This is a genomic window from Dellaglioa sp. CoH-57-MRSF-22 (assembly GCF_056781895.1).
Map to the genome: position 1 here is coordinate 322,315 of NZ_JBXAXT010000002.1, position 26,204 is coordinate 348,518.

A 26,204-nucleotide genomic window follows, 5' to 3' on the forward strand; every position below is an offset into this window, starting at 1 on the left:
AAAGACTAAGAAATGTAGATGTTATCTACTCCTTAGTCTCACAGTATTTTAAATTAAATTATCTGGATTTGCGTGTTCAGTAAAAATATCATAGACACGTTGTGCGGCCTGCTCATCTGAACTAATAATCATAATTGTATCATGTCCCGCAACAGTTCCAACAATATCCGGGAAGCCAAAATCATCGATAATTGCTGCCAGTAAATTACCGTTACTTGGAATCGTTTTAACAACATTCATAAATTGGATTTTAGTAATATTAGTAACGACTTCAAAAATAATTTCAAATAAATGAACTTCTTCACTTAAATTACCTGACTTAAAAATTGCGTATCTCAAATCACCTTGTTCATCTTGAGCTTTAACAATTTTCATTTCACGAATATCTCTAGAAATAGTCGCTTGAGTCGCCTTAATATTCACATGTTCCAATTCTGAAATCAAATCATCCTGCGTTGCAATTACTTTTTTATTAATTAACTGTTCAATTTTAGCTTGACGTATCTCTTTCTTCATAAGAATCCCTCTTTGAATGAGTATTTATTCTTAGTATAGCAAAAGAAATATGAATACTGAAATAATACGCTTAATTTAGGACGATTTTATTCATTTTATTGAATTTTGATTCAAATATAAGCATACCTGAATCTCTAATAATATAACCATCTAACACTAATTTCTGAATAACTCGTCCAACGGTTTCACGCCGCGTTCCACTAATCGTCGCAATATCTTCATGTGTAATCACATATGGGATTCGCAGACTATTCTCACCATGTTTATCGGCTAGATTCTCACTTAAATACTGTAACACTTGTGTTATCCGGGTTGTTGTATTACTACATACGGTTCTTAACCTTAACACTTCTGAACAATTTAAAATATTATCAATTTGCCCAAATAAGTACGCAGAAACTTCATAATGTGTTTTGATTAAATTCTCAATAAGTTCAACAGGAATCTTAGCGACCGTCGCTAGTGTAGCAGCACGACTTGAAACAGTATAATATTCACTCTGTAACATTCCACCAATTGGAAATATTTGTTTCGATGTAACATACATATAATTTTGAAAAATACCAGCTCGATCACCACGTTCAATTTTAACTAATCCATCCAAGACAACATAAATAAAATCACGTTTATCATTCATATCAAAAATAGTATTTCCTTTTAGAAATCTTTTAAATGTAATTTGTTCAAAACAAGCTCCTTGTTCATCCTCACTTAAACAACCAAACAACTCATGGTCAGAAAATTCTGATCGATACCTTTGTCTTTCTTTTTCTGTAATCATCCCTTTACTCCCTTAATACCTATATTTATGATATATAACTATCAACACTATCAGATTAAATATAGAATGTCGATTTATTTTTTCGGATTTTGGAGACCCTGGTTTATTTTTTTGATTCACTGATAGCTCTAAATCATTAATCTAACAGTACCAAAATGATAAAAATAAACTGGTCGTATTCGCACATCCATTTTGTGTTCAAACGCACAATCATCGTTAAAAAGTACATCTAACAATATTTAGATAAAATAAAAAAGTTAACAATTAAGTCAACTTTTTTATTAATTACATTTCTTTTGGTGCATTTACGCCTAATAATCTTAATGATTCTGTTAAAACGACGCTCACACTTTGAACGAGTGCTAAACGAGCTAATTTTTGATCATCTTCAACTAATATCTTTGAATTTGCATAGTATTTATTAAATGCTCTTGATAAATGAATAGCGTATTTAGCAATTACTGATGGTTCATATTCTTTAGCTGCACGTTTAATTATTTTAGGGAAGTCACCAAGTAACTTAATTGTATCCCATGCAGCAGGATCAGAAAGTTCATTGTTACTTTCACTAATTGAAACATCACCCGCTTTACGAATAATACTTTGTGCTCTAGCATTTGAATATTGGACATAGGGACCTGTTTCACCTTCAAAACGAACAACTTCTTCTAAAACAAAATCAAAATTATTCATACGTTCATTCTTTAAATCATGGAAAATAACAGCCCCAACACCAACATCTTTAGCAACTTGTTCAGCATTTGGTAGGTCAGGATTTTTATCTTGAATTTGTTTTTTAGCAAGGCTTGTAGCATCATCTAAAACTTCTTCAAGTAAAATAACACGTCCTGAACGAGTCGATAATTTCTTACCACCTTGTGTGATTAAGCCAAATGGAATGTGGTGCATATCATCTGACCAATCATTACCCATTTCCTTTAACACAGCCTTTAATTGTCTAAAATGGTTAGCTTGTTCATTTCCGACAACATACAATGACTGTACAAAATTATACGTCCGTTTACGGTAAATAGCAGCAGCTAAATCACGAGTAATATATAAAGTTGCCCCATCTGTTTTTTGAATCAAGGCAGGGTTTAAATCGTATTTTTCAAGATCAACAATTTCTGCGCCTTGGCTTTCTTTTAACAAATTTTTATCTTTTAACATTGTCACAACTTCGCCCATTTTATCATTATAAAAGGCTTCCCCTTTAAATGAATCAAATTGGACACCCAGCATATCATAAATTTTATTGAAAGCTGATAATGATTCTGCACGGAACCAAGTCCAAAGTTCGATTGCTTCTTCATCGCCATCCTCGAGCTTTTTAAACCATGCACGAGCTGCAACATCTAACTCTGGATTTTCTTCTGCTTCTTTATGGAAACGAACGTAGTATTCAAGTAATTTATTGATAGGATCAGCTTTAACTTCTGCTTCACTACCCCATAATTTATAAGCAGTAATTAACTTACCAAATTGAGTTCCCCAATCGCCTAAATGATTAATTTTAATTGGATTATAATTAATTTTAGCCAAGATGTTTGCAATTGAATTACCAATCACAGTTGAACGTAAATGTCCCATTGAAATAGGTTTAGCAATATTGGGTGATGACATATCAATTGGTACGTTACCATCATGACCAATATCAGATGCGCCATACTCACTGCCATTTGAAAGCACTTGTTCAATAATATCTTGACTAAATGCAGCCTTATTCAAGAAAAAGTTAACATATGGCCCAACTGCAGCAACTGACTCAAATTGACTTTGATCAATTTTCTCTACTAAGTCTTTAGCAATCATCTGAGGTGCTTTTCTAAATGCTTTAGCTAATGCAAAAGCTGGAAATGCATAATCCCCCATATCAGAACTTTTTGGTATTTCAATTTTGGCAATAATTTCTTCTTCAGTAAGGTTTCCATCAACGATAGCAACCAATGCTTGTGCAACTTGTTGTTTATAATTCATTATCCATTCCTCCTAAAATTGTATAAAAAAAGCCCCTTACAAATAATTATGTAAGAGACGAGAATTCCCGCGGTACCACTCTAATTGATTAATATCCACTCAAAATATTCAGTTATTTCTAAAAAGTACGATTCAACTAACGCTTTTATCTAGCTTCCATCAACCTAGACTTGCTTTAAAATTAATTAGTTTACTAGCTTTTATCATCGAATTTATAGTTTGATTGTAACAAATTAATATTATAAAAGATAGTGTTTTTAGAATTTAGGTTTGCTTTTGGTGAAATATTTCTTTACGACATCCCTTGAATCTGTCAATCTTGTAACATTATCATCAAAATGAATTGATACAAAAGAATAATACACAAGATCGACTGCATATAATTGAGCAATTAAAGAAGTAGTCGCTGCACTTCTGAATTTTTTATTTTCTTCACTATCGTCATGTTCTAAAATAATATTAGCTAATTTGGCCAATGTACTTTTTTTATTATGTGTTAAAACGATAACTTTTATTTTTTGTCGATTTGCAAGATTTGCTAACTTAATTGCATCCGTATTTTCCCCTGAATTTGATATCAAGAATAAAGTTGTTCCTTCTTTTAGTTGCGATAATCCAACGGCAATTAGATGTGTATCAAGTGTTTCTATAACAGACTTACCAACTCGAATAAATTTTTGTTGGAAATCTTTAGCTACAATTTCTGATGCTCCAATTCCATACGCATAGATTATTTTTGACTCTGCAATAACCTTCGCAGCATTAACGACTTCCTCATCTAATGTTTTATTTGATTCCTCAATCGTATGTTGTATCCGCATGGTTAATTTTTGTTGTGTCGTCACTAAATCATCTTTAGGATTAATTTCCTCGAGCATTGATTTATCATCTTGGATTTCTGCTGATAATTCTAATTTTAATCCTGGAAAACCAGTATCACTAATACTTTTTCCAAATCGCGTTATTGCTGCAGTGCTGACACCTACCACCTCTGCCATACTCTGTGTACTCATTCTTATTACTTTCTGAGGGTGCTCTAAAATAAACCGTGCTATTTTTCGCTCTACCTTTGTGTATTTATCCATATTTGCTTGTATTGTGTACAAATAATTACCCATACTTCTTACCTCTTTTTATGGTATGTCTTATGCTTCTGTCTCAATCATAGCATCTTTTGGAATACCAAAAAAGAATGTTAAAATAAATCCGCCCGCATATGCCGCAAGCAATCCAAGAATATACCCAATCCAGTGTCCATTACTTATTAAAGGTATCAATGCTACCCCAGAAGGTCCTATTGCAATAGATCCAATATGACCAATCCCACCAATCACCGCTCCACCGATTCCGCCACCAAGACAAGCAGTAATCATTGGTCGTCCTAAAGGTAGTATAACCCCATAAATTAATGGTTCCCCAATTCCTAGAAATCCGACTGGTAGAGCGCCTTTAATTAAATTTGTTAATTTTTTATTTTTACGACAACGAACCCATAATGCAATTGCTGCCCCTACTTGTCCAGCTCCTGCCATTGCTAAAATTGGCAATAATAATGTTGATCCAGACTTAGCAATCATTTCAAGATGAATAGGTGTTAAAATTTGATGTAATCCTAACATTACCATTGGTAAGAAAAAAGTCCCTAAAACAAAACCAGAAAATGCACCACCAACTTCTAAGACCCAGTTAATTGATGTAACTAAAGAATTCGAAACAACCCCAGCAACTGGCATTACTAAGAAAATTGTCATCATTCCAATAACAAATAATGATATTGTCGGTGTTATAATAATATCTAAAGAATCCGGAATCCATTTATGCAATCTTTTTTCTAAAATAGCTAATACCCACACTGCAAAAATAACACCAATAATTCCACCCTGTCCAGCACTTAGTGCCTGACCGTTAAAGATATTATGGAGAGGTGCTTCAGGGGTTACCCCACTCAGCAAAGTGACAGCGCCGATAACACCACCAAGTCCTGGAGTGGCACCAAATTCACTGGCACTATTTATCCCTACATAGATAACTAAATAACTGAAAACACCATTTTTAATAACATTTAAAACTGCAATAAAATCTGTCCAGCTCGAACTTAAATCCCCTGCAACCATCATATTTCCAAGGACAGCAGCCAATCCACCAATCAATCCTGCTCCAACAAATACAGGAATTAGTGGAACAAAGATATTTGAAATTGCTTTAAGCACCTTTTTTATTGGCGTTTGCTTTTGTTTAGCTTTATGTTCTGCTTTTACTTTAGCAGCTTTGCTCTCAACCAATTCTTTATCAGTCATTTGAGTTGATTGTACTACGTTCTTCAAAGGGAAAGGTTCGCCTAATTTAACCCCTACTTGTCTTACCATTTCATCTGCAACTTTGTTGACTGTACCAGGTCCAACTACCACTTGCAAAGTATCATCTTCAACAACACCCATGACACCATCGATATTTTTCAATTTTTCAATATCTACTTTATCTTCATCCCTAATTGTCATCCTAACTCGAGTCATACAATGAATTAATTTTTCAACATTGTCTGGCCCCCCTACATTATCATAAATTTCATTTGCAATTTTTTCGATTTTTTTGTCTGCCATAATTTAACCCCTCCAAATATTTTATTTGATTGCTTCCCTAACAAAACCATGAGCCTTCTTTAATTTTTCTTTAGCTTGATTCAAATCGTTATCCGTTAGAATCATAACTATTGCAAGTTTGACATCATGTTCAGCTAATTCAAATGTTAATTTTGCTTGTTCATAACTTACTCCAGTTGCATCCATAATAATATGCTTTGATCTTTCAACTAATTTTTCATTCGTTGGTCTAACATCGACCATTAAATTTTTATATATTTTTCCAATTCCAATCATCGAAATTGTCGACAACATATTTAATACTAATTTTTGTGCCGTTCCTGATTTTAAACGAGTAGACCCAGTCAATATCTCTGGTCCCACTTCAATCTCAATAGCCGTATCAGCATGCCGTCCAATAATTGATTCCTTATTGCAAGCCAGACTTATTGTGTTCGCACCAAGATGTTTAGCGTAGTCAAGACCCCCAATAACATATGGTGTTCTACCACTTGCTGCAATTCCAACTACTGTATCTAATTTTGTTAAACAAATATTTTCCAAATCCAACTTACCCAATTCGTTTGAATCTTCGGCACCTTCAACTGCCACAGTCATTGCTTTCATACCACCAGCAATCAATCCTTGCACCATGCTAGGATTTGTTCCAAATGTTGGTACACATTCAGCAGCATCTAAGACACCTAATCTACCACTAGTTCCTGCACCCATATAAATTAAACGGCCTCCACTATTAAATGATTCAATAATTTTACTAACTGCTTCATTAATTTGCGATAACTCTTTTTCTACGCTTTTAGGAACTGTCATATCGGCTTCATTCATTATTCTTGCAACTTCAGAACATTTTAACTCATCTAAATTCATAGTTTGTTCATTTCTAGTTTCCGTTACTAATTTTGTAATATCCATATTTTATCCCTCTTTTATAATTGTATTATTAAATATTATTTTTTGTTTTGCTCCTATATAGTCAATTAAATCCAAGTCTGTCCTTTTAACTGTACCAATTTGGTTTACTTTTTTATCAATTGGTAAATTATTTTTCACTATCTGTATTTCTCCAGTATATCTCCCATATAACATATTATCTTGCGTTATAGTACCTCTCGTTCGAGCATCTTCATTATTTATTGGTTCAATAGTGAATTGATTTCTTATCCGACTTTCTTCTAACCTTACAACATCCCTAGCCACGTCAGCACGATTATGCCATGCTATATTATCAAGTTCATGCGAACTACTTTCAATATCTATTTCTATACTTTGATTAGTAAAATAGTTAACTATCTTACTAATTGTTCTTTGTGAAACTCGCGGATCACCGATATAAACGTCATCAGTATAATTATTCTCAATTAAATCTATCATTGCAGCCAATACATTGTAATTTCGATGTTTTTCTAATGTTGGTAATCCCTTTCCAATTGGCCCTCTAAATATTTTATCTCCTGCCACAAACGCCATCGTAGTAAATCCTGATTTTTTTAACCAATGATTCTTATTTTTTAACCATTCGTCATCTAATCCCGTATCTGGTCGAGGATAATAATTATGCCATGCTTCAATATTCTTAAAATTTGCATGATTATCAACTAGTTGCTTAATATCCAGCTCTGAAATCGTACTAGCATTTAATCCAATATCTATATTATTTGATAATTCAGCTATTTTTTCCATACTAATCCCATAATCAATTCTTAAACCAGTAATTCCAGCAGTTTTCAAATCAAATTCCAATAATTTTAAACTTTTTTCTGAAATATCAACCATTAATTTCAAGTTATTTTCAAGACATAAATTCCCCAAAGTTTTTAATTCATCAATAGTTTTTTTTCTATCTTCTTCAGGAATATGTAATGAAGTAAAAATACCCTTAAATCCTGATTTACGCATTACTTCAATATATTTTTTTGTATCATCGTCAATCTTATCACCTAAATAAATTGAAAAACCCAACATAATATCTCCTCCATTCATAAAAGAAAGCGTTATCATTAACTGGTTACATCATACCTTGAATGATATAAAATTACAATTAAATATATTTATTTTTTGTTTTTTTTGTTACTTTATATCTTAATTTAAAATAAAAAATCTTTCAAGAATACTTTATATAAAGTATTCTTGAAAGATTTTTTCACTGTTTTATTCAAATACAAATTGATTATTATAAAGTTCAGAATAGAATCCTTTTTGATCCAATAATTCTTGATGGTTACCTTGTTCAATAACCTTACCGTCCTTCAGAACAACAATTTTATCAGCATCTAATATTGTTTTCAAGCGATGTGCGATTACAAAACTAGTACGCCCTTGAATAACTGTATCCATTGCTTTTTGAATTTTAGCTTCTGTCACTGTATCAACATTAGAAGTCGCTTCATCCAAAATTAATAACGTAGGATTAGTTAAAATTGTTCTTGCGATACTAATTAATTGTTTTTGGCCAGTTGAAAACACAGAGTTTTCATCCGATACTGTCGTGTCATAGCCATTTTCTTGACTCATAATAAAATCATGAATATTAGCTTGCTTAGCGGCAGAAATCATATCTTCATCTGATGCTTCAGGTTTACCAAAGACAATATTATCACGAATTGTTCCTGAGAATAATACACTTTCTTGAAGAACTATCCCAACATGATCACGAAGACTTTGAAGTTCAAGATCCTTAACATTTACGCCATCAAATTCAACTGAACCACCTGTAACATCATAGAATCGATTCAATAAATTCATAATTGTTGTTTTACCTGAACCAGTTGGTCCGACTAAAGCTACCATTTCACCTTTATCAACATTAATTGATACATCATGTAAAATTTCTTTATTAGCATTATAACCAAAATTAACATTTCTTAACTTAACACCATTTGTTAGACCCGTTAATTTTTGCTTATCAGTTGAGTTGACCTCATCTGGTTCATCAAACATTTCATTCAGTCGACTAGCACCTGTAATAGCAAGTTGGAACATACTATACAATGAAGAAATTTGTGATATTGGTTGGTAAAATTGTTGTGAGTATTGAACAAACACGACAACTAGTCCTAAAGCCGTTGTACGGCCCATATCACCGTTCAGTGCTAACCAGCTACCAAAGAAGATAACAATGGCTGTATTAACCAACGAGAGGCCATTCATAACTGGGAAAAGCATCCCTGAATAGACTTGTCCTTTAAACGTTGCTTTACGAACATTTTCGTTATATGGCAAGAAACCATCAATAGCTTCTTTTTGAAGCCCGTTAGTAATTACAATTTTTTGACCACTAATTTTTTCATTAATATAGCCATTTAATTTTCCAACTTCTTTTTGTTGTATATCAACATACTTACGTGTTTTAGAAATTAAAATGACCGCAAGAAGTAACGCGATAGGCGTTGAAGCAATCGTAACCCAGGCAAGCTGAACATTCTGTTGAAACATCATAATGATAATCCCAATCATTAGAGCAATATTACTCATAATTTGTCCTAAGGCTTGATTCATTGCGTTCGAAATATTATCCAAATCACTTGTAAAACGACTTAAAATATCCCCATCTTTATGTGAATCAAAGAATCGAATTGTCATTTTTTGTAATTTTCCAAATAGCCCTTTTCGCATTCTATTTGTCGAGTTTCCTGTAATGAACGTGACAATAATATTTGAGAAAAACATTGCTACAATTGAAAAAATATAAAATAAGAATAACATCCACAATGAGCTAACAAAATTTCCTTTATCACTCACTCCTTTTGTTAAACCAATTACGTAGTCTGCCAATGCCGTAATTGCTTTTCCCATATACACAGGTGCTTTTACCTGGAAGTATGTCGATGCAATAATTGCAACAGTCATAACTGTAAAACCTAATTTATAGCTTTTCAAGTAGTGGAAGAAGAATGCCATCGATCTATTCATATCTTTCATTAGACAGTCTCCTTTCCTTTTTGAGTGTTATAAATTTCTTGATAAATTTGACTATTTTCAACGAGATCTTTATGTGTCCCCTCGCCAACTAATTTACCGTCATCCATAACAAAAATACGATCCGCATTAATCACAGATGAGATTTTTTCGGCAATAACAAATGTTGTTGTCTCTTTCAATTCATTATTTAATGCTTTTTGGACTAATTTTTCTGATTGAGCATCAAGTGCTGATGTTGAATCATCTAAAATTAAGATTTTAGGTTTACCAATAACACCACGCGTAATTGATAAACGTTGTTTTTGACCACCTGAGAAGTTAGCTGAACGTTCTTCAACCTCTGCATCATAACGTTCTGGTAATCGATTAATAAATTCTGATGCCTGAGCGATTTGACTGGCCATATCCATATCTTTCTCGTTGGCATCTTCTTTACCTTGACGTAAGTTGTCTGCGATTGTGCCAGAAAATAGGATAGCCTTTTGTAAAACAAATGCTACTGTTTTACGAAGCGATTTTTCATTAACATCCTTTAAATTCTCACCACCAACTTTGATCATTCCTTCTTGGGGATCAAATAATCGTGGAATCATTTGGGCTAAAGTTGATTTACCTGAACCAGTTGCACCAACAATTCCTATCATTTCTCCAGGTTTAACATCAAAACTAACATGTTTAAGTGTTGGTTTATCATCGCCTTCATATGAGAATGAGACATCTTCAAAACTAACAGATCCCGATAAATCTTCCTCTGGAACATCTTGGTAATAAATATCTGGTTCTTCATCTAAAATTTCGCGTAGTCGTTTAATTGAAACCATTGCACGAGCACTAAACGTCATCATCATTCCACCAATAATAATGGCAAACATGATTTGCATTAAATAATTAACAAACGAAGTAATAGCTGTAACTGTACTTGGATCTGCTTTAGCTAAATCACCTACAAAATAAATTGCGGCAACGACAGCCATATTTCCAATTAATGTAAATGCTGGAATTAAAACAGCAAATAGAGTTCCAACATAGATATTTTGTGCATTTAAATCATCTGAAACCTTATCGAAACGTTTTTCTTCATTTTTTTCTTGATTAAATGACTTAACAACACGCACACCCATCAAGTTTTCTTTGGCTAACTCATTTACTCGATCAATTAAGCCTTGCATTAACCCAAAATGGCGTCCCATGCGACCGAAAGTTAACATTGAAATACCTAACACGCAGACAATTAAAATAACAATAATCCACCATAAATCCGCAATTGTATTCATAGCTAAAATGAATGCACCGATAAATAAAATGGGCACTCGAATTAATGTCTGTAAAATTGTCATAATTAACGTTTGAATTTGGGTAATATCATTGGTTAAACGAACCACAATATTCCCTGCTTGGAATCGTTCAATATTACTGAAAGAAAATGTTTGAATCTTTCTAAAAGCAGTTTCACGAATATCTGCACTCATTGATTGTGCTACTTTTGCTGATAGAATTGTATTCACAACACCTGCCAACAATCCAATAACAGCAACTCCAATCAAGTACAAACCAAGTGTCGTGATTTTATCACCCTGGTCCTTTAAAATAGCATCAATTACTTTTTGTAACAATTTAGGTTGCCACAATGTTGAAATTGCCATGATAACCACCATGACGACTGCCCAAAAAATATCTACCCGATACTTTTTAGCATGTTTTAATAAAATATCCACTTTTTTCCCCCTCAATTCTGTCCAGTTCCATGTTTTTTTATACAAAAAAACTAATATCAGTTACTAAACTTAGCAAAAATAACGCTTAATTGCAATCATTTTGACTAATTATATTCTATTTAGTCAGTTAAAATTTACAAAAAAAAACCAAGATTAAATATCTTGGTTTCAATATAATTATCTTATTCATTTTTAAGCGGGCGACGAGAATCGAACTCGCGACATCAGCTTGGGAAGCTGGAATTTTACCACTAAACTACGCCCGCAGAACGTTGATTAGTATAGCATATTTCCGTACTTTTGTCATAACTAATTAAGCATGTTTATTTTCAGCCTTTTGTTCAAAATCTAAACGTCTCAAATTTTGTACAGCCTTCATATATGAATAAATCAGTACAATACATGACCCACCCCAGGCTAATGGATTTGCAAAACAAGCTCCTGCATACCCAAAAGCACCAGCTAAAAAGATAGCTGCAAATGATCTCATCAGTAATTCTACAACTCCAGCAACTGTTGGTACGATGCTTTGTCCCAGTCCCTGTAACGTGTATCTAATGACAAACAGTACTGACAAAAGTAAGTAAAATGACCCATTAATATTAAAATAAACCTGCGATAATGCAACAACTTTTGGTGCATTATTTCCAACAAACAGTGTAACTAATTGTTGTCCAAATAAAATAACTAAAAGACTTGCAACGATACTGAATGTTCCAGACATTAATAGACACTTTTTTACACCATCTAAAACACGACCATATTTTTTTGCGCCATAATTTTGGGCAGTAAAAGTTGCCATCCCAATTCCAAATGACATCATTGGTTGTGTTGATAATTGATCAATCTTAGACGCTGCCGTGGTACTGGCAACTGCTGTCGTTCCTAAACCGTTTAAAGCTGACTGTAGCATAATTGCACCAATCGCAATTATTGAAGCTTGAAAGGCCATTGGTAGAGCCACATAAAGGTGTTGGTTAACATCTTTCATCGTGATTTCTCTAAAATGGTGTCGACCAATATGTAAGACGGGAATTTTTCGATAAATGTAAATTAAACAGAATACAACGGAACATGATTGCGCAATAATAGTTGCAATACCAGCGCCAGCAACTCCCCAATGAAATACCAAAATAAATAATAATTCTAAACCAACATTAATAATGCTGGCAAAAATTAAAAAGTATAATGGCGTGCGACTATCCCCTAGCGCCCTAATAATATTAGATAAAATATTAAATGCCATTGAAGCAAATATTCCACCAAAAATGATACTAATAAAAGTTTGTGCATCATCAAATATTTCTGGTGGTGTCTTCATAAGTGTTAAAATATCTTTTACAAAAAACAAACTAACCGCTGTTAAAATTACCGTTGCAATTAGACTAATCAAAAGTCCCACTGCAAAGCTTTTTCTAACACCACGATAATCTTTTGCCCCAAATCGTTGTGCCGTAATAATAGATAAACCTGCAGTTAACCCTTGTGCAAATCCAATAATCAAAAATTGAATACTCCCGGTCGAACCAACTGCAGCTAGTGCATCCACGCCTAAAGTTTGTCCAACAATCAACGTATCAGAAATACTATATAATTGTTGAAATAAATTACCAACCAATAATGGTATAGTAAACATAAAAATTAATTTTGCTGGATTACCCGATGTTAACGATCGCAAATAAGACCCTTCTTTTCTTTATATTTATTTAATTCCTTTTTCATTCAATAATAAAATAAATGCTTTTTTAAAGTTAGCCCTATCCTGGTTTGAAAAGGCGCTTGGACCCTTCGTACGTTGACCTGATTTCCTTGCCATTGCACTTAAATATCTTGAATCCAACATACTATCGATATTGGTATCTGTATATTCAAATCCTTTATGATGCATCACAATCACACCTTTTGGTAATAAAAGAGAAGCTAGTCCGTAATCTTGTGTAATCACAACATCTGATTTTTCAGCTAACTTTACAATTCTATAATCTGCCGCATCTGGACCTTGATCAACATAGCTAACCGAAACATTTTCAGGATACTTTTTAGTTGAGAAATGTGGCGTACTTGTAATTAGCAACACACTGATATTCCGTAGTTCGGCTTCAGCTATAACTTCATTTTTCACAGGAGACGCATCCCCATCAATAATAATTTTCAAATTAACCACTCTCATTCCTAGTAAAAAAACTTCCAAGGAATAACCTCTTGAAAGTTTTATTTAGCTTCTGGTTTTAATAATGCATTAATTGCTGGAATTTGACCTAAGCTATCTATCGCATTACTTGGCATAACAACTGTATTTGCGTCACTCTTGGCCAATTCTTTAAAAGCCTCAATATTTTGGCTAACAAAATAACCATTACCAACTTTATTTAATGATAAATTAACTGCATCTATTCGGTATGCTTCAGCATCGGCCGTCTTTTTAACTGCTTCAGCCTTTGCTTGGGCTGAATTAACCCATGCATCATTATCAGCTTTATTTTTTAGTGCAACTGATTTACTGTAACCTTCTGCTTCAGCAACAGTAGCATCACGATTTCTAGCGGCTTTCAATAACTTATTCATTGAATCTTGAATTTCAACTGAAGGTTTTACTGTATCAATATTAATTCGATCAACATTTAATCCATAACCAGCTGTCACATTAGAAATTTCGCCAAACAAACCGCGATTAATTTCTTGCGTTCCATTCAAAACTTCATCTAACATTTTATTACCAATGATGCCACGCAAAGAGGCACGTGTATCTTGAATCATACTACGAACAGAGTCTTCATTTTTAAACACAAAATCTTGGATGTCAGTAACGTGATACTTCAATGAAATTTTAACTTCAATTTCAGCATTATCTTTTGTAATCACAACTTGTTTATCAAGATCTAAAGGTTGTTGTGCCGTACTAACACGAATTACTGAAGAAATAAATGGTTTAATAAAATGTAAGCCTGGAGCTAATGTTGTTTCATATTTTCCTAAAGTTATAACAACACCTTGATGCGGTTGTCTAATAATTCGGATAGTTGCTGGTAAAATCATGACCAATAATATAACAATAATAATAACGACTAAAAGTCCCAACATAATAATTTAACCACCTTTATATTTTTTTAACGTCTAACCCTTCAACATGTGTTTTAATGATTCGAACAACATCTCCACTTACTAATGTTTCATCACTAAAATAATGATAGTAGATACCAAAAAACTCGACCGTGCCATGAATATTTTTACTGTCAATTGTAAATTCCCGGTTAAGCAACCGCTCGTCAATAATTGATTTTCTATCCATATGAAAGCACCTCCATTTGTCATCTTTAAACGTATCTCATTTACGTCATAAAATCAATCAATTTCATTATCAAAAGTAAAATCATTTCGATCTAAAATAGTCACTTTTTCAATATGCTTTTCAATCTGTTTACTTTCAGGCGGTAATTGTAAATAATCACCATATAAACGGCTTAAAATTGCATCATATGCCCTTAAAATAGTTACCGTAAGGTTCTCAAAAGGAACTTGAATCACGGCTGCTAATTCCTTTTCTGATAGTAATTCTTTTTCATATGAGTATTGTGAAGCTAAATTTTTATATTCTGAAATGGTGTCATCTTGATTATAGGTTCTTACTAGTTCGTCTCTTTTTTCTTTATACTCTTTGGTTTTACGACTTTGATCAGGTTGTAATTTTCTAATCTTTGCGTTAATTTCAGTATCCATTAAACGATAATTGCTCAATAAAAGAATTTTCGCGTTAAGATATCGATATTTTGATTGTTGAATAGATCGTTCGACATCACCTGTTGGGACTTTATCAAAAGGAAAAATATCTACAAAAACACCTTTTCTAGCGTCATTAATATTTCTTTTCTCTTCAACATGAATAGATTCATCAAGTAGTTTTGCATATCCAAATGCATAGTTTGGATCACTTTGATCAGTTTGTAGAAAATAATAAGGCTGGCTAATCTCTTGGGGAGCGATTTGTAAGAATCGATCGTAGTCATCCCTTACCATTCCAATATCGACATCATCATCCCATGGAATAAACCCTTGATGTCTGACCGCACCTAATAAACTGCCACCAATCATAAAATACTTTATATTATTTTTTTGACAAATTTCAACGACTTCCCGGATTAAATCTAATTCTACCTTGTGTAATTCTTCAATTTTCATTTTTACCACCTTAAATCGTCTTATTCTTTCTTCAATTGTACCAAATTTAACTCTGAATACGAAAATTATTTAATTTTTATTAAGCTAATCCTTTTTCATTACTTTATTTCTTTGGCTCATGATATGCTTTAATTATTAAATAAAAGGGGTGCCTAAATGCAAGAAACCATAATTGACTTAATCGGCCAACATGGCTATCTAGGTGTTGCGTTACTGATCACCATTGAAAACATTTTCCCACCAATTCCTTCTGAAATCATTTTAACATTTGCAGGTTTTATGACGCTCTCAAGTTCTCTTACACCAATTGGTTTAATTATTTCTGCCACTATTGGGGCGACTATCGGGGCTTTAATCTTATATTCGATCGGTCGCTTTTTAAGTACAGAACGTTTAAATCAATTTTTCGCCAGTAAGTATGGTTCTTGGCTTGGTCTAAAACCTATCCATATTGAAAAAGCGACTGAATTTTTTGTAAAATATGAAAATCGTGCTATTTTCATAGGCCGTTTTGTTCCCATTGTTCGAAGTTTAATTTCTATTCCCGCTGGAATTACGAAATGTAAATTACGTTTTTTTATTCCATTAACCTTTTTTGGAACATTAATTTGGAATACTGTCCTCATTTATCTTGGGGCATTTGCTGGGAATGCTTGGGCGGAAGTTGCAGCAACAGTTGATATTTTTGCTACAGTAGTTGGTATCATCTTATTAATCGTTTCGTTCTTCGGAATCTACAAACTAATTAATTTAAATAGGAACAAAAAAAACGATTAAATTCAATTATGAATTTAATCGTTTTTTACTACTTTTATTTCTCAAAAAGTAGGATTAATCTTCCGCAACATCGATAGCTTCTAATAGAATATTCAGTTCAGAACATTCTCTTTCAAGCGATTTTTCCTCTTGGAAAAAGCTATCTCGAATTGATGATTGTTGTCTGTTTCCAATGTTACTTCTAAGATCAGCAAGTTTTTGCATCGCTGCTTGATACTCACTCATAATATCAAGTTTACACCTACTCATTAAGTTACGCCTCCGAATGATGACAACAACTTGTTGTCAGTAATAATAATTTATAATGTCTAATTTAACACTTTTTTAATAACTTGTTAACCCTTTAAATATTACCGTTATGTTACAAAATAAAAAAGACATCACAATGTGATATCCCTCTTATTTTAAGCTACTATTTTAAATGGTTATTTTTACATTAATGATTGAACATCGCGTGCAATAACTAATTCTTCATCAGTAGGTATCGCAAAAATCTTAACGGCAGACTCTGGCGTGCTAAGCATAACCTGTTCACCCATTTTTTCGTTATTTTCAGCATCAAAGCCAACACCTAAATATGCTAAATGTTCAATAACGCGACGACGTACAATCCGATCATTCTCACCAAGACCAGCAGTGAAAATAATACCATCAACCCCTTGCATTTCTGCAATGTATTGACCAATATATTTAATAATATTTTGAACATAGATTTTAACAGCTAAATCAGCACGAGGATTTTTTCCTAATTGAGCTTTAACATCACGCATATCAGGAGAAATCCCTGAAATACCAACTAGCCCAGATTCACGATTCAAAATATTAATCATTTCATCTATATCAGTAATTTTTAATTGTCTCATCATGTAAGCAACTAACGATACATCTACATCACCTGAACGTGTTGCCATGGTAATTCCAGCAAGTGGTGTAAAGCCCATTGATGTATCAATTGATTTACCACCAACTGTAGCTGTAATTGATGCTCCTGCACCTAAATGTAATGTAATTAATTTTAACTCTTTAGGGTCTTTATCAATTAGTTTTTCGGCTTCTGAGACGACATAACGAACGCTTGTCCCATGAGCACCATAACGTCTTGCGGCATATTTTTCATACCATTCATAAGGTACACTGTACATGTAACTTTCTTCTGGCATCGTCTGATGGAAGGCTGTATCAAATACAGCGACACTTACTGCATCTGGTAAGATTTCTTCAAATGCCTGGATACCTAAAAGATTAGCTGGATTATGTAATGGTGCTAATTCAGATAATTCATTAATTTTTGCAATTGTATCGGCATTTACTAATGTTGATTTTTTGAAATATTCACCACCAGCAACAACGCGATGTCCAACACCGGAAATTTCATTAAAATCAGCAATAATATCCAATTGAAGCAATAATTTAAGTAATAACTGTACACCTACTGAATGATTGTCGATATCTAATACATCTTCATATTTTTTTCCGTTACCATATTTAATCGTTAAAATTGAGTCTTTAAGTCCAATTCTTTCAATCAATCCTTTAGCAATAACAGTTTCCTCTGGCATGCTAAATAATTGGAATTTTAAACTTGAACTACCTGCGTTAATTGCAATAATTTTTGTCATATTCTTCCTCCAATAATGATTTCATTTGGTATTAATTTAATCCTTAAAAAACAATTATTTTTTTAAGTAGTATATTAAACTAATATACTACTTATAGAAAACGCATACAACACTTTCAAGCAAAAAATGGTACACAGAATTTTATTTTCTGTCTACCATTATTTTTTGCCCGAATTCTTTCATTAAACTAAGCAGTAGAACTGCCTTATCTTCACCTAAAACATTTACCCAAGTATCAAACCGTTTCTTAATTGACTCAGTCACAACTCGTTCTACTTTTGCACCCTGATCAGACAAGCGTAGGTTTATTCTTCTTCTATCAACTGTGTCTTGTTCTTGATAGATGTATCTTAATTGTTTTAGTACGTTTAATTGGCGTGCAATTGCACTCCTTGAAACATTTCTTTTTTTAGCGATATCAACCATGCTTATATCTTCAGTGCTATGGATATCTTTTAAAATCAAGAATTGTTCAAAAGATAAATTAAACTCACTAGTAGGTTGTGAAATGAATCCTTCCACATTCTTAAAAGTTCCTAAATACATACTAATATAGTCATCCATTAACTTAGTTGTTGTCATTGCTAATTCTCCTCTGCATGTTCTACCTACAGTTAAATTTAGCATAAAACGCGGTTAATTACTATATCTAATCAACTGTATCTCTATTTTTCTTTTTCAGTTGATACCGTTAATTGTTTACGATTTACAAACGTCCAAACCACACCCAGTACTACGGCTGTAACAAGTAATGCAAGCACTGAACCAATCATACCAGAACCTTGGCTATTAATTGCATATGTGAAGCCATTTAATACATGTGTAACAGGTAAGAACTCTGCAAATACTTGATAAGCATTTGATAACATCGTATTTGGAATAACTTGTCCTGTAATCACTAATTGTACGAGTAGTAATGCTAAAGATAAGAGAATACCCATTGTTCCAAGGAGTTCGTCAATTACCACACATAAAAGAGTAAAGATTATTCCCGATAAGAACGTAAAGATTACGAAACTAATTGGATGTTCAATTGTTACACTAAAGAATAATGTTAATAAGAGAACTCCTGCTGTTTGAATAACAGAAATAAATAACATTAGGAAAAGGTTCTGTAACCAGTTTTGTGATAATTCATTCTTCTTACGGTATCTGAATAAAATTAATTGAGTTACAATTGCACCGACAAATAATGATAAAACAATCACTAATGGGGCAAATGTATTTTTCAAAGTTTTAGCGAGATTGTCACTTTCAGTTTCTGTTTTAACAGGTTCAACGAATTGAGCCACATTTTTTGGAGATGAATTGATATTACCAACCTGTGATGCTCCTGCTGCTAATTTAGTATTTAATAATGTTACACCATCATTAGCTGTATCCAATCCTGATGTTACTTGTTTAGACCCATCAGCTAATTTTTGTGAGCCATCAACTAATTGAGGACTAGCAGCTGCCAATTGTGTATCACCATCTGTTAATTGTGTACTTGCCGCTTTTAATTTCGAACTTCCATCTGTCAATTGTGTACTAGCAGTTGTCAATTGTGTACCACCACTAACAAGCTTATCAGATCCTGCTTTCAATTGTGTACCACCTGAAACTAACGTTTGTGTTCCTGCCTCAAGTTGTCCACCTGCTGTAACAAGTTTTTGCGATCCTGCTCTTAAAGCAGTAACACCTGTTATTAAAGTTGGTACATTACTATTTAATTGATTAATACCATCAGTTACTTGTCCTGTTCCTGCTGTATATCCTAAGATACCAGCTGACAATTTGTTAATACTACCTGTCATGATTGAATTCTTAATTGTTGCATTAATTGTTTTTTCACTTGTAACATCAACACCAGCACCATTAACACTAGCATTTAATTTACCAGCAACTTGTGCATTAGCATTTGATGCTATCACTAATGAATCAATTTGATCACTCAAGTCTTTTGTATCACCTAAAAGACCAATCATTGAATCGCTCGTCAAGGTATCAGTATTACTCAATAATGCAGTTGCTTGTGTCGAAATTTTAGCAAATTTTTCCAACATGGCTTTAAGATCTACATCACCCATTGTTGATTTAAATTCAGCCATTAAGCCACCTACATCACTCATCACTGCCTCTAACATCGCTTTTGTATCTGTTAAATTTTTACTTACCCCAGTTATATTTGTACCAACAGTTGTTATTGCTGTATCTGTTTTTGTGATTTGTTGTAAAACAGTGTCTTTTTCTTTTTGGCTCATTGTTGTTGAGTCATTAATCATCGTACGAACCTTCTTGTTAGAAGTCGATGCCTGACCTTTAGCTAATGTCAAACTAAACATCTTTTGTGTTGTATCTGAATTAATTGCATTCATTTGAGTTTGAACAGTTGTTAATTTATCCCCTGCCGCCATCAATTTTGTTACTAATCCAGGTAATGCTTGTAATGTTTCAATTGATCCTGAAATTTCTTCAAGTTCAGCTTTTAATTCTTTTGATCCTTGCTTTGTATCTTTAATTTGTTGAATTATTTCAGGAATATGATTAATAATTTCGCTACGAGATTTTAATCTTGTTTGAATTTGAGTTACACCAGTTTTAATACCAGTTGAATATGCTGTTAAACCTGCTACCGCCATCGGTAACGATTGGCTACCTGACATACTTGCAGCTAATGTTTTCGCACCATTATTTAAATCATTCGAGTTCGAATTTAATGTAGTTGCACCAGTTGCTAACGTGCCTACACCAGCTGCTAATGTAGATCCGCCAGTTTGCAACGTAGAAAGTCCCGCATCTAATGTTTTATTCCCATCAACATATTGAGTCACACCATTTGATAAGGTTGGTGCACTAGCAACAAGTGTATTAATTCCTGAGGCTAATTGATTATTACCATTCACCAGTGTACCTACACCAGTTGTATAGGTATTTACACCATCAGCTAAAGTATCAACCCCAGTTGTATAAGTATTTAATCCTGTTTTTAATGTCTGATTACCTTTATCAAAGGTCACCATACTTGTTGCCAATGTATTTAAATTTCTAGTAACTTCTTTACTACCATTTTTTAATTTAACGGTTCCTTTATTTAACGTTTTTACACCAGTTGAGGCTTCTTTAACACCTGAACCTAATTGTTTAACGGAACCAAGTAATGCAGAATCATACGCTTTTTGGATATTAGTTAAAACTTGTGATTTCAATTGTTCTGCAACCTGTTTTGTAATCAATTGCGAAACATAGTTATTTGTATCTGATTGTTTTGTTTTTAACAAACTCACTTTTGGCGTTTCATCAAGTGCAGTTGTTGCGTTTTTTGAAAAATTACTTGGCAATGTAACTGACATTGTATAATCGCCTGAATCTAAATGTTTTTTCGCAGTTTCTGCGCTAACAAACTCCCATTTGGCTTGTTTATTGGTTTTAAGAATTTTAGTAACTTCCTTACCAACGTCAATTGATTTTCCATTAAATGATGCTTCTTCATCGTTATTTATAATAGCTACTTTTAAATTTCCTGTGTCCATTTGTTGCTTACTTGAAACTAACTTATAGGTTCCATATGCAATTAAACTTGGAATTAAACATGCAATTGCGATATACGCAACTGACCTCTTATTCTTTGACATAAATTCTTTGAACAAAATTATCCACCCTCTCTTTTTAGTTAATGGCATTAACGATTATTCGTTCCGTTAACCTCATTAACGATATTATGACTATATGTGTTTTTGATTCTTTTGTCAAATAATTTTCTAAAAAAATATCCCCACTGTCATCTAATCAACAGTGGAGATATCATTAAAATTCAATTTTTGATTAAATAGTAATACATGAATTGACCAGGAGCAATTAGGATTAACCCTGCAAATTGCATGACATAAATTAATAAGCGCGTTAAATTTTCAGTTGATACTTTACGTGTATTCATTTCTTGTCTAGAGTGTGGTTCCTCTACCTCGTCAATTTTAACTTTTTGCACTAATTTTTTATTTAATCCATTTAACTCGAGATTATATGGATAAAAAGTTAAAAAATTCAAAATTAAATAATAATTAATTAATAACCGCCAATTAGATGGACCTATCAAATTTCCAATTGCTAAAAGAATAATTAAAGACGCTAATCCCTTTAACAAGGAAATTGAATAATATTTAAATCGTTTCACAATAACCCTCCAGGAATTTCGCTTAATTTTAGAATATCATAGTTACTTAAAAACATTGATGCTCAGTAAGAATCTTTACTATTTATTAACCATTAATTTAAAAAATCTGTTTTACCATGCTAAACTACTTTTTATAAAGTTAGTCATCTGGATGGCACCACTACACATACGAAATTCTCTCTAAGATCAGCTAACATGTCACAACATTTATTCATTTAAAAAAAATAAGCCTTTCCCAAATATTAAGTTCCTCAAAAATTAGGTTACTTATACCTAACTTTTGTGAATTCTTTAATTTAAGATATAGACTTTTAATGCAACATTAATTATCTAATAATAACAGCTTATTGACTCTTATTCTTGAACGATTCACAGCAATCATTGTTACAACATAAAGTGTTACAAAATAACTCGTTTCTATTGTTGTTCCAATAAAAGCGCAAACGAGAGCTAAAAAGAACATTCCATTGCCAAGGACTTGCCATTTTCGTTTCTCAATTGCGTAGTCTGCTAATATTTTAGTCTCTTCAGGACCTAGTGAGTCCACAGTTCTAACATTAGCTTGACGCACTTTAGTTAATTGTAGAGACAACTTAACATTATAAATAATCAAAATTGCCATAACTAAATATAAACCTATTTCCACCAGTACCCCTTCTCTCTTTTAATCTAATATGACTATTTTTTAATTCATTTTTACTTTATACTGAGTTAGTCCTATAAATAATAAAAGAGTTGCTAAATTACGCAACCCTCTTTATTATTTAACAACTAAGACATCACAAGGTGCTAAACGAGTAACGTAATTTGTAACTGCACCCATTAACATTCTTTCCACTGCCTTCAAGCCAGATTGACCCATGATAATTAAATCTGAATGATGATCTTCAATAAAATCTTTGGCAATTACTGTTTTAGGACTACCAAAACGAATATGAATATCAACATCTGTAAACCCATTTTTTACAATATCTTCTTTTAATTCATTCATATATGCTTCTGTATCTTCAAAAGTCTGATAGACGATTGAACCGCCCCCATCCATCATTCCTGAAAAACTTACAGAAAATTGACGCGTATCAATTACGTTTAAAATATCTAAATGTGCATGGTTTGCTTTAGCACTTTCTACTGCACGCTTTAATGCTTTTTCAGCTGAATCTGATCCATCAACTGGGACTAAAATATTTTTATATTCTTGTTCCATATTTGCCACCCCATATCTTTTATTTGTAGTTACAGTATATCATTAAAATTGTATTAGATGTTAGCGTTTTACCTACAAAATTTGAAATAAAGAAGGTTTTCAGTATGTTATTAAAAAGGATTTCTATTTTTAGTGCCCCCTACGTGGTTCGAGAGTTAACCGAAAAAGATCTAACTCAAATGTTAGAATTAGAAAAAAGTCAATCTACTTACCTAAAACTCCAAGGTAAACAAGATTTAGCCATTGAAGAAATAAAATCTGATTTAACTTCGATCCCGTTGTCAGTTAAAAGTGATCAAAAATGGACACTGGGCTTCTTCAAAGCAGATAAATTAGTAGCTATGATTGATTTTTTAACAGATTATCCTGAAGTTCAATCCGTTTGGATTGGTCTATTATTAGTTTCGAAAAACGAAGAACAACAAGGTATCGCGACACATTTATTAAAAGCCCTGCTTAAATCTTTTAAATCTGAACAGTTTACCAATGTACAAACGCTGAAATACGAACAAGAAGAAGTAAATCAAAAATTATTGGAAAAATTTAATTTCACTGATAAACAATCGCTAATCTTAAAAAGCCCTGATGGAGTCGACATCCCTGCAATACTTTCAAAATTAGATTTATAAAGCAAAATTATTATCTAATTCTCTTAATAACATTTTTATCTTTTTTCATTTCCTATGATTTTAGTCATCTAGGTGTTATGATTAATATAGTAAGAAACTGGAGGAAGAAAACATATGAGCAAAAATTTATTAGCAGATCTTGAGAAAAACTTCATCACAAGCGATGAAACTTCTAAAACATTTAAGGTTCCAAGCAAAAAGGAAGATCTAACAATAAAGATTGACAATGATATTTTTGAAAAAGTTTCTAAAGATGACGAAAAATTAGAACGTTTAATCAAAAATTTACTTAAATTCAGTTCAAAGAGTAAGGCTAAAGAATTAATTTCAATTAATAAACGTAACTACCGTATCTTCATGTAACCTACAAAACTAGCCTAGTTGAGACTAACTCTTGAGGCTAGTTTTTTTAATCCTTGTCAATCTAGCATTTTTATCTTAAACTATTACTCAAGGAGTGATTTATATGTTCTTAACAACCGGAGATGTTAACCGTTCTTATGCTATTAAAGGCATCGTTAATGCGACAGCCAAGATTGTACTAGAAGCCGATGAAATTGATCGTGTAGATGATTTTGATACCTTATATGATCGTGTCCAAGCAGAACTAGCAGAACGCGCAATTAATAAAGGTGGCGACGGGATTATTAACGTTCATTTCGAACCACAAACTGTTCGTGTAACGATTGCCCCAAGATTCTTAGTTTTACATGGCTACGGTACTGTTATTGAGTTTTCAAAGTAATTTATTTTGCGCTTGTGGCGGAACTGGCAGACGCGCAGCGTTCAGATCGCTGTTTGGGTTTCCAAGTGCAGGTTCGATTCCTGTCAGGCGCATTGTTATCATTGATATACCATCGTTTAACCAACTTTTATGTGGTTTTTGTGTGGTTAACATCTAATTTACCGTATATATTGATCCAATTCGTATTTATTTACGAGTTGGATTTTTTAATTAATAAAATGAATATGTTTCATATACTATTTAAAAAGGAGAAAAAATACTATGACTTATTTACAATCTTTCGTTGCGACTTTACCAGCCATTTTTGCTGCCTCCGCCGCAATATTTAGTGCTATTTCTTTCTCACAACAGCAATAAAATAAGTAAGCGTCAAGAACAATATGAAAGGCAAAAAAATATTATTCAAATATCATCGCGTATTACGGCATCTGCTAGTTCTTACTCTACTGAAACAGGGATACCTCAGGTAACCATTACAAACTATTCAAATTATGTTATTCATGATGTTATCATCATTCCTACTATGAATGAAAGTTCTGTCGTGTTACCTGATTTTAAGCAGTTTTTTAAAAACCACAATGATTTTGGTACCCCTAGGATTCTCGCCTTAGCAAGTGAACCAATAACGATGAGCTATCCGTTACCTGATATGGGCATGTCTAGGCACTGTGTATATTGTATCGTCTATACAGACCCGTTCGGTAATTATATATATACAGACAGGAAAGACCTACCTCATACAGACCCTGATATTTATACCAAGCTAATAAAATATGGTAGATCAATACCTGATTTAATACACTCTGTTTAACAAAAAAGCAAACTCCTTAATTATTAAAGAGTTTGCTTTTTAAATTATCTAATCAAATAAAAAATTGTAGAAATGTTCTTCTACAATTTTTTCTCACGTTAATTTATTTTTTTAATCTTTTATATATAAATAAATAGCCTAGTTCATAGATGATAAAAGCACTCACAATATAAATCTCATTCAAGCCAGTACTTTTTCTATAAGGTATGGCTACAACCATTACTATTAATATTATTACGTACGTAACAAGAATAAAATAATCTAAATGATGTCGTTCTAACCATTGGCGTGAAGGAAAGAAAACTGTTATTAATATCGCGATAATTGCCCAAAAAATAGGTTGTATTTGCATTAGTTCATCTCCTTACAGGTAAATAAAAACAATCGTATGTGCTGTCCAATAAGCAACTGTATCATTAAAATGTAAATGTTTAACTAATGCTTTTCTCATTCCAGTTTCTATCTTTCCTTCAAAAATATATTAAATAACGTTGATACACATTCATATCTACGCTTTATTTATGTAGTTGTTTAATGTCTAAGTTTTAAGACTAACTTATCGTAGTAATTATACTACATA

The 26,204-nt window shown here is 32.7% G+C and carries 27 protein-coding genes and 2 tRNA genes; 6 read left to right on the top strand and 23 right to left on the bottom strand.

Translation table 11 applies throughout. The annotated features are described in order from the left end of the window. Positions 1–48 precede the first annotated feature (48 nt). The 15 genes from AC1RPR_RS03420 to AC1RPR_RS03490 form a co-directional block, all read right to left on the bottom strand. A complete protein-coding gene (locus AC1RPR_RS03420) occupies positions 49–516 on the bottom strand; it encodes an arginine repressor (RefSeq protein ID WP_409022715.1) in 468 nt (155 codons plus the stop codon). 70 nt (positions 517–586) lie between these two features. Continuing rightward, entirely contained in the window at positions 587–1,297 is a 711-nt protein-coding gene (locus AC1RPR_RS03425; RefSeq protein ID WP_481761181.1) for a Crp/Fnr family transcriptional regulator, read from the bottom strand. 285 nt (positions 1,298–1,582) lie between these two features. After that, positions 1,583–3,274, bottom strand: coding sequence for an arginine--tRNA ligase (gene argS, locus AC1RPR_RS03430; RefSeq protein ID WP_481761180.1), 1,692 nt, complete (start codon positions 3,272–3,274; stop codon positions 1,583–1,585). Positions 3,275–3,531: 257 nt separating this feature from the next. Next, positions 3,532–4,392 carry a MurR/RpiR family transcriptional regulator gene (locus AC1RPR_RS03435; protein ID WP_481761179.1) on the bottom strand — a complete coding sequence of 287 codons (861 nt, stop codon included), beginning with the start codon at positions 4,390–4,392 and terminating at the stop codon, positions 3,532–3,534. 27 nt (positions 4,393–4,419) lie between these two features. Beyond that, complete coding sequence (locus AC1RPR_RS03440) at positions 4,420–5,874, bottom strand: PTS transporter subunit EIIC (protein WP_481761178.1); 1,455 nt, start codon at positions 5,872–5,874, stop codon at positions 4,420–4,422. 21 nt (positions 5,875–5,895) lie between these two features. Continuing rightward, on the bottom strand, positions 5,896–6,786 hold the full coding sequence (gene murQ / locus AC1RPR_RS03445; RefSeq protein ID WP_481761177.1) for an N-acetylmuramic acid 6-phosphate etherase: 891 nt from the start codon (positions 6,784–6,786) through the stop codon (positions 5,896–5,898). A gap of 3 nt (positions 6,787–6,789) precedes the next feature. Continuing rightward, positions 6,790–7,836 carry a MupG family TIM beta-alpha barrel fold protein gene (locus AC1RPR_RS03450; RefSeq protein ID WP_481761176.1) on the bottom strand — a complete coding sequence of 349 codons (1,047 nt, stop codon included), beginning with the start codon at positions 7,834–7,836 and terminating at the stop codon, positions 6,790–6,792. A 186-nt stretch (positions 7,837–8,022) separates the two neighbouring features. Then, positions 8,023–9,792, bottom strand: coding sequence for an ABC transporter ATP-binding protein (locus AC1RPR_RS03455; RefSeq protein WP_481761175.1), 1,770 nt, complete (start codon positions 9,790–9,792; stop codon positions 8,023–8,025). Next, positions 9,792–11,447: an ABC transporter ATP-binding protein gene (locus tag AC1RPR_RS03460; protein ID WP_481761400.1), complete on the bottom strand. Its 1,656-nt coding sequence runs from the start codon at positions 11,445–11,447 to the stop codon at positions 9,792–9,794. Before AC1RPR_RS03460 ends, AC1RPR_RS03455 begins: the two co-directional genes overlap by 1 nt. Before the next feature lie 255 nt (positions 11,448–11,702). Next, a tRNA-Gly gene (locus AC1RPR_RS03465) sits at positions 11,703–11,773 on the bottom strand. A 47-nt stretch (positions 11,774–11,820) separates the two neighbouring features. Then, complete coding sequence (locus AC1RPR_RS03470) at positions 11,821–13,185, bottom strand: MATE family efflux transporter (RefSeq protein WP_481761174.1); 1,365 nt, start codon at positions 13,183–13,185, stop codon at positions 11,821–11,823. Between the two features lie 24 nt (positions 13,186–13,209). Continuing rightward, positions 13,210–13,662 carry a YaiI/YqxD family protein gene (locus tag AC1RPR_RS03475; RefSeq protein WP_409022804.1) on the bottom strand — a complete coding sequence of 151 codons (453 nt, stop codon included), beginning with the start codon at positions 13,660–13,662 and terminating at the stop codon, positions 13,210–13,212. A 56-nt stretch (positions 13,663–13,718) separates the two neighbouring features. Then, the gene (locus AC1RPR_RS03480) at positions 13,719–14,588 is read right to left on the bottom strand and encodes an SPFH domain-containing protein (RefSeq protein ID WP_481761173.1); all 870 of its coding nucleotides are present in this window, start codon (positions 14,586–14,588) and stop codon (positions 13,719–13,721) included. Between the two features lie 16 nt (positions 14,589–14,604). Further along, positions 14,605–14,796 carry a hypothetical protein gene (locus AC1RPR_RS03485; protein WP_481761172.1) on the bottom strand — a complete coding sequence of 64 codons (192 nt, stop codon included), beginning with the start codon at positions 14,794–14,796 and terminating at the stop codon, positions 14,605–14,607. Positions 14,797–14,849: 53 nt separating this feature from the next. Further along, positions 14,850–15,683 (bottom strand): LicD family protein, encoded by an 834-nt coding sequence (locus tag AC1RPR_RS03490; protein WP_481761171.1) that lies wholly within the window; start codon positions 15,681–15,683, stop codon positions 14,850–14,852. Between the two features lie 156 nt (positions 15,684–15,839). On the opposite strand from AC1RPR_RS03490, the gene AC1RPR_RS03495 reads away from it, so the two are divergent. Beyond that, complete coding sequence (locus AC1RPR_RS03495) at positions 15,840–16,460, top strand: DedA family protein (RefSeq protein ID WP_481761170.1); 621 nt, start codon at positions 15,840–15,842, stop codon at positions 16,458–16,460. A gap of 54 nt (positions 16,461–16,514) precedes the next feature. On the opposite strand, the gene AC1RPR_RS03500 is transcribed toward AC1RPR_RS03495, so the two are convergent. The 7 genes from AC1RPR_RS03500 to AC1RPR_RS03530 all read right to left on the bottom strand — a co-directional run bounded on the left by AC1RPR_RS03500 (position 16,515) and on the right by AC1RPR_RS03530 (position 23,439). After that, complete coding sequence (locus AC1RPR_RS03500) at positions 16,515–16,709, bottom strand: hypothetical protein (RefSeq protein ID WP_057973343.1); 195 nt, start codon at positions 16,707–16,709, stop codon at positions 16,515–16,517. A gap of 182 nt (positions 16,710–16,891) precedes the next feature. Continuing rightward, complete coding sequence (locus AC1RPR_RS03505) at positions 16,892–18,079, bottom strand: acetate/propionate family kinase (RefSeq protein ID WP_481761169.1); 1,188 nt, start codon at positions 18,077–18,079, stop codon at positions 16,892–16,894. A 141-nt stretch (positions 18,080–18,220) separates the two neighbouring features. Beyond that, positions 18,221–18,661, bottom strand: coding sequence for a MarR family transcriptional regulator (locus AC1RPR_RS03510; protein WP_409022730.1), 441 nt, complete (start codon positions 18,659–18,661; stop codon positions 18,221–18,223). Positions 18,662–18,744: 83 nt separating this feature from the next. Then, on the bottom strand, positions 18,745–21,693 hold the full coding sequence (locus tag AC1RPR_RS03515) for a YhgE/Pip family protein (RefSeq protein WP_481762172.1): 2,949 nt from the start codon (positions 21,691–21,693) through the stop codon (positions 18,745–18,747). 179 nt (positions 21,694–21,872) lie between these two features. Continuing rightward, a complete protein-coding gene (locus AC1RPR_RS03520) occupies positions 21,873–22,232 on the bottom strand; it encodes a hypothetical protein (protein WP_481761167.1) in 360 nt (119 codons plus the stop codon). Positions 22,233–22,554: 322 nt separating this feature from the next. Beyond that, the gene (locus AC1RPR_RS03525) at positions 22,555–22,878 is read right to left on the bottom strand and encodes a hypothetical protein (RefSeq protein ID WP_481761166.1); all 324 of its coding nucleotides are present in this window, start codon (positions 22,876–22,878) and stop codon (positions 22,555–22,557) included. Between the two features lie 114 nt (positions 22,879–22,992). Next, on the bottom strand, positions 22,993–23,439 hold the full coding sequence (locus AC1RPR_RS03530; protein ID WP_481761165.1) for a universal stress protein: 447 nt from the start codon (positions 23,437–23,439) through the stop codon (positions 22,993–22,995). A 104-nt stretch (positions 23,440–23,543) separates the two neighbouring features. Between AC1RPR_RS03530 and AC1RPR_RS03535 the strand changes: the two genes are divergently transcribed. The 5 genes from AC1RPR_RS03535 (at position 23,544) to AC1RPR_RS03555 (ending at position 25,624) form a co-directional block, all read left to right on the top strand. Then, entirely contained in the window at positions 23,544–24,068 is a 525-nt protein-coding gene (locus tag AC1RPR_RS03535; protein ID WP_481761164.1) for a GNAT family N-acetyltransferase, read from the top strand. A 114-nt stretch (positions 24,069–24,182) separates the two neighbouring features. Continuing rightward, positions 24,183–24,431 (top strand): hypothetical protein, encoded by a 249-nt coding sequence (locus AC1RPR_RS03540; protein WP_057973335.1) that lies wholly within the window; start codon positions 24,183–24,185, stop codon positions 24,429–24,431. A gap of 103 nt (positions 24,432–24,534) precedes the next feature. Further along, positions 24,535–24,813, top strand: a complete 279-nt coding sequence (locus tag AC1RPR_RS03545) for a hypothetical protein (RefSeq protein ID WP_409022736.1) — start codon at positions 24,535–24,537, stop codon at positions 24,811–24,813. A gap of 8 nt (positions 24,814–24,821) precedes the next feature. Further along, positions 24,822–24,905: transfer RNA gene (locus tag AC1RPR_RS03550), tRNA-Leu, on the top strand. 191 nt (positions 24,906–25,096) lie between these two features. Beyond that, positions 25,097–25,624: a hypothetical protein gene (locus tag AC1RPR_RS03555; protein ID WP_481763393.1), complete on the top strand. Its 528-nt coding sequence runs from the start codon at positions 25,097–25,099 to the stop codon at positions 25,622–25,624. Between the two features lie 103 nt (positions 25,625–25,727). Here AC1RPR_RS03555 and AC1RPR_RS03560 read toward each other — a convergent pair whose 3' ends face one another. After that, positions 25,728–25,976, bottom strand: coding sequence for a hypothetical protein (locus tag AC1RPR_RS03560; RefSeq protein WP_481761163.1), 249 nt, complete (start codon positions 25,974–25,976; stop codon positions 25,728–25,730). Positions 25,977–26,204: the final 228 nt, after the last annotated feature.

Excerpts from the sequence above, each read along its gene's own strand:
- AC1RPR_RS03515 (WP_481762172.1), bottom strand. The coding sequence starts at position 21,693 with ATGTCAAAGAATAAGAGGTCAGTTGCGTATATCGCAATTGCATGTTTA.
- argS (WP_481761180.1), bottom strand. The coding sequence starts at position 3,274 with ATGAATTATAAACAACAAGTTGCACAAGCATTGGTTGCTATCGTTGAT.
- AC1RPR_RS03450 (WP_481761176.1), bottom strand. The coding sequence starts at position 7,836 with ATGTTGGGTTTTTCAATTTATTTAGGTGATAAGATTGACGATGATACA.
- AC1RPR_RS03485 (WP_481761172.1), bottom strand. The coding sequence starts at position 14,796 with ATGGATAGAAAATCAATTATTGACGAGCGGTTGCTTAACCGGGAATTT.
- AC1RPR_RS03455 (WP_481761175.1), bottom strand. The coding sequence starts at position 9,792 with ATGAAAGATATGAATAGATCGATGGCATTCTTCTTCCACTACTTGAAA.
- AC1RPR_RS03560 (WP_481761163.1), bottom strand. The coding sequence starts at position 25,976 with ATGCAAATACAACCTATTTTTTGGGCAATTATCGCGATATTAATAACA.
- AC1RPR_RS03545 (WP_409022736.1), top strand. The coding sequence starts at position 24,535 with ATGTTCTTAACAACCGGAGATGTTAACCGTTCTTATGCTATTAAAGGC.
- AC1RPR_RS03495 (WP_481761170.1), top strand. The coding sequence starts at position 15,840 with ATGCAAGAAACCATAATTGACTTAATCGGCCAACATGGCTATCTAGGT.
- AC1RPR_RS03530 (WP_481761165.1), bottom strand. The coding sequence starts at position 23,439 with ATGGAACAAGAATATAAAAATATTTTAGTCCCAGTTGATGGATCAGAT.
- AC1RPR_RS03460 (WP_481761400.1), bottom strand. The coding sequence starts at position 11,447 with ATGGTGGTTATCATGGCAATTTCAACATTGTGGCAACCTAAATTGTTA.
- AC1RPR_RS03425 (WP_481761181.1), bottom strand. The coding sequence starts at position 1,297 with ATGATTACAGAAAAAGAAAGACAAAGGTATCGATCAGAATTTTCTGAC.
- AC1RPR_RS03505 (WP_481761169.1), bottom strand. The coding sequence starts at position 18,079 with ATGACAAAAATTATTGCAATTAACGCAGGTAGTTCAAGTTTAAAATTC.
- AC1RPR_RS03440 (WP_481761178.1), bottom strand. The coding sequence starts at position 5,874 with ATGGCAGACAAAAAAATCGAAAAAATTGCAAATGAAATTTATGATAAT.
- AC1RPR_RS03540 (WP_057973335.1), top strand. The coding sequence starts at position 24,183 with ATGAGCAAAAATTTATTAGCAGATCTTGAGAAAAACTTCATCACAAGC.
- AC1RPR_RS03510 (WP_409022730.1), bottom strand. The coding sequence starts at position 18,661 with ATGACAACAACTAAGTTAATGGATGACTATATTAGTATGTATTTAGGA.
- AC1RPR_RS03500 (WP_057973343.1), bottom strand. The coding sequence starts at position 16,709 with ATGAGTAGGTGTAAACTTGATATTATGAGTGAGTATCAAGCAGCGATG.
- AC1RPR_RS03535 (WP_481761164.1), top strand. The coding sequence starts at position 23,544 with ATGTTATTAAAAAGGATTTCTATTTTTAGTGCCCCCTACGTGGTTCGA.
- murQ (WP_481761177.1), bottom strand. The coding sequence starts at position 6,786 with ATGGATATTACAAAATTAGTAACGGAAACTAGAAATGAACAAACTATG.
- AC1RPR_RS03490 (WP_481761171.1), bottom strand. The coding sequence starts at position 15,683 with ATGAAAATTGAAGAATTACACAAGGTAGAATTAGATTTAATCCGGGAA.
- AC1RPR_RS03420 (WP_409022715.1), bottom strand. The coding sequence starts at position 516 with ATGAAGAAAGAGATACGTCAAGCTAAAATTGAACAGTTAATTAATAAA.
- AC1RPR_RS03480 (WP_481761173.1), bottom strand. The coding sequence starts at position 14,588 with ATGTTGGGACTTTTAGTCGTTATTATTATTGTTATATTATTGGTCATG.
- AC1RPR_RS03435 (WP_481761179.1), bottom strand. The coding sequence starts at position 4,392 with ATGGGTAATTATTTGTACACAATACAAGCAAATATGGATAAATACACA.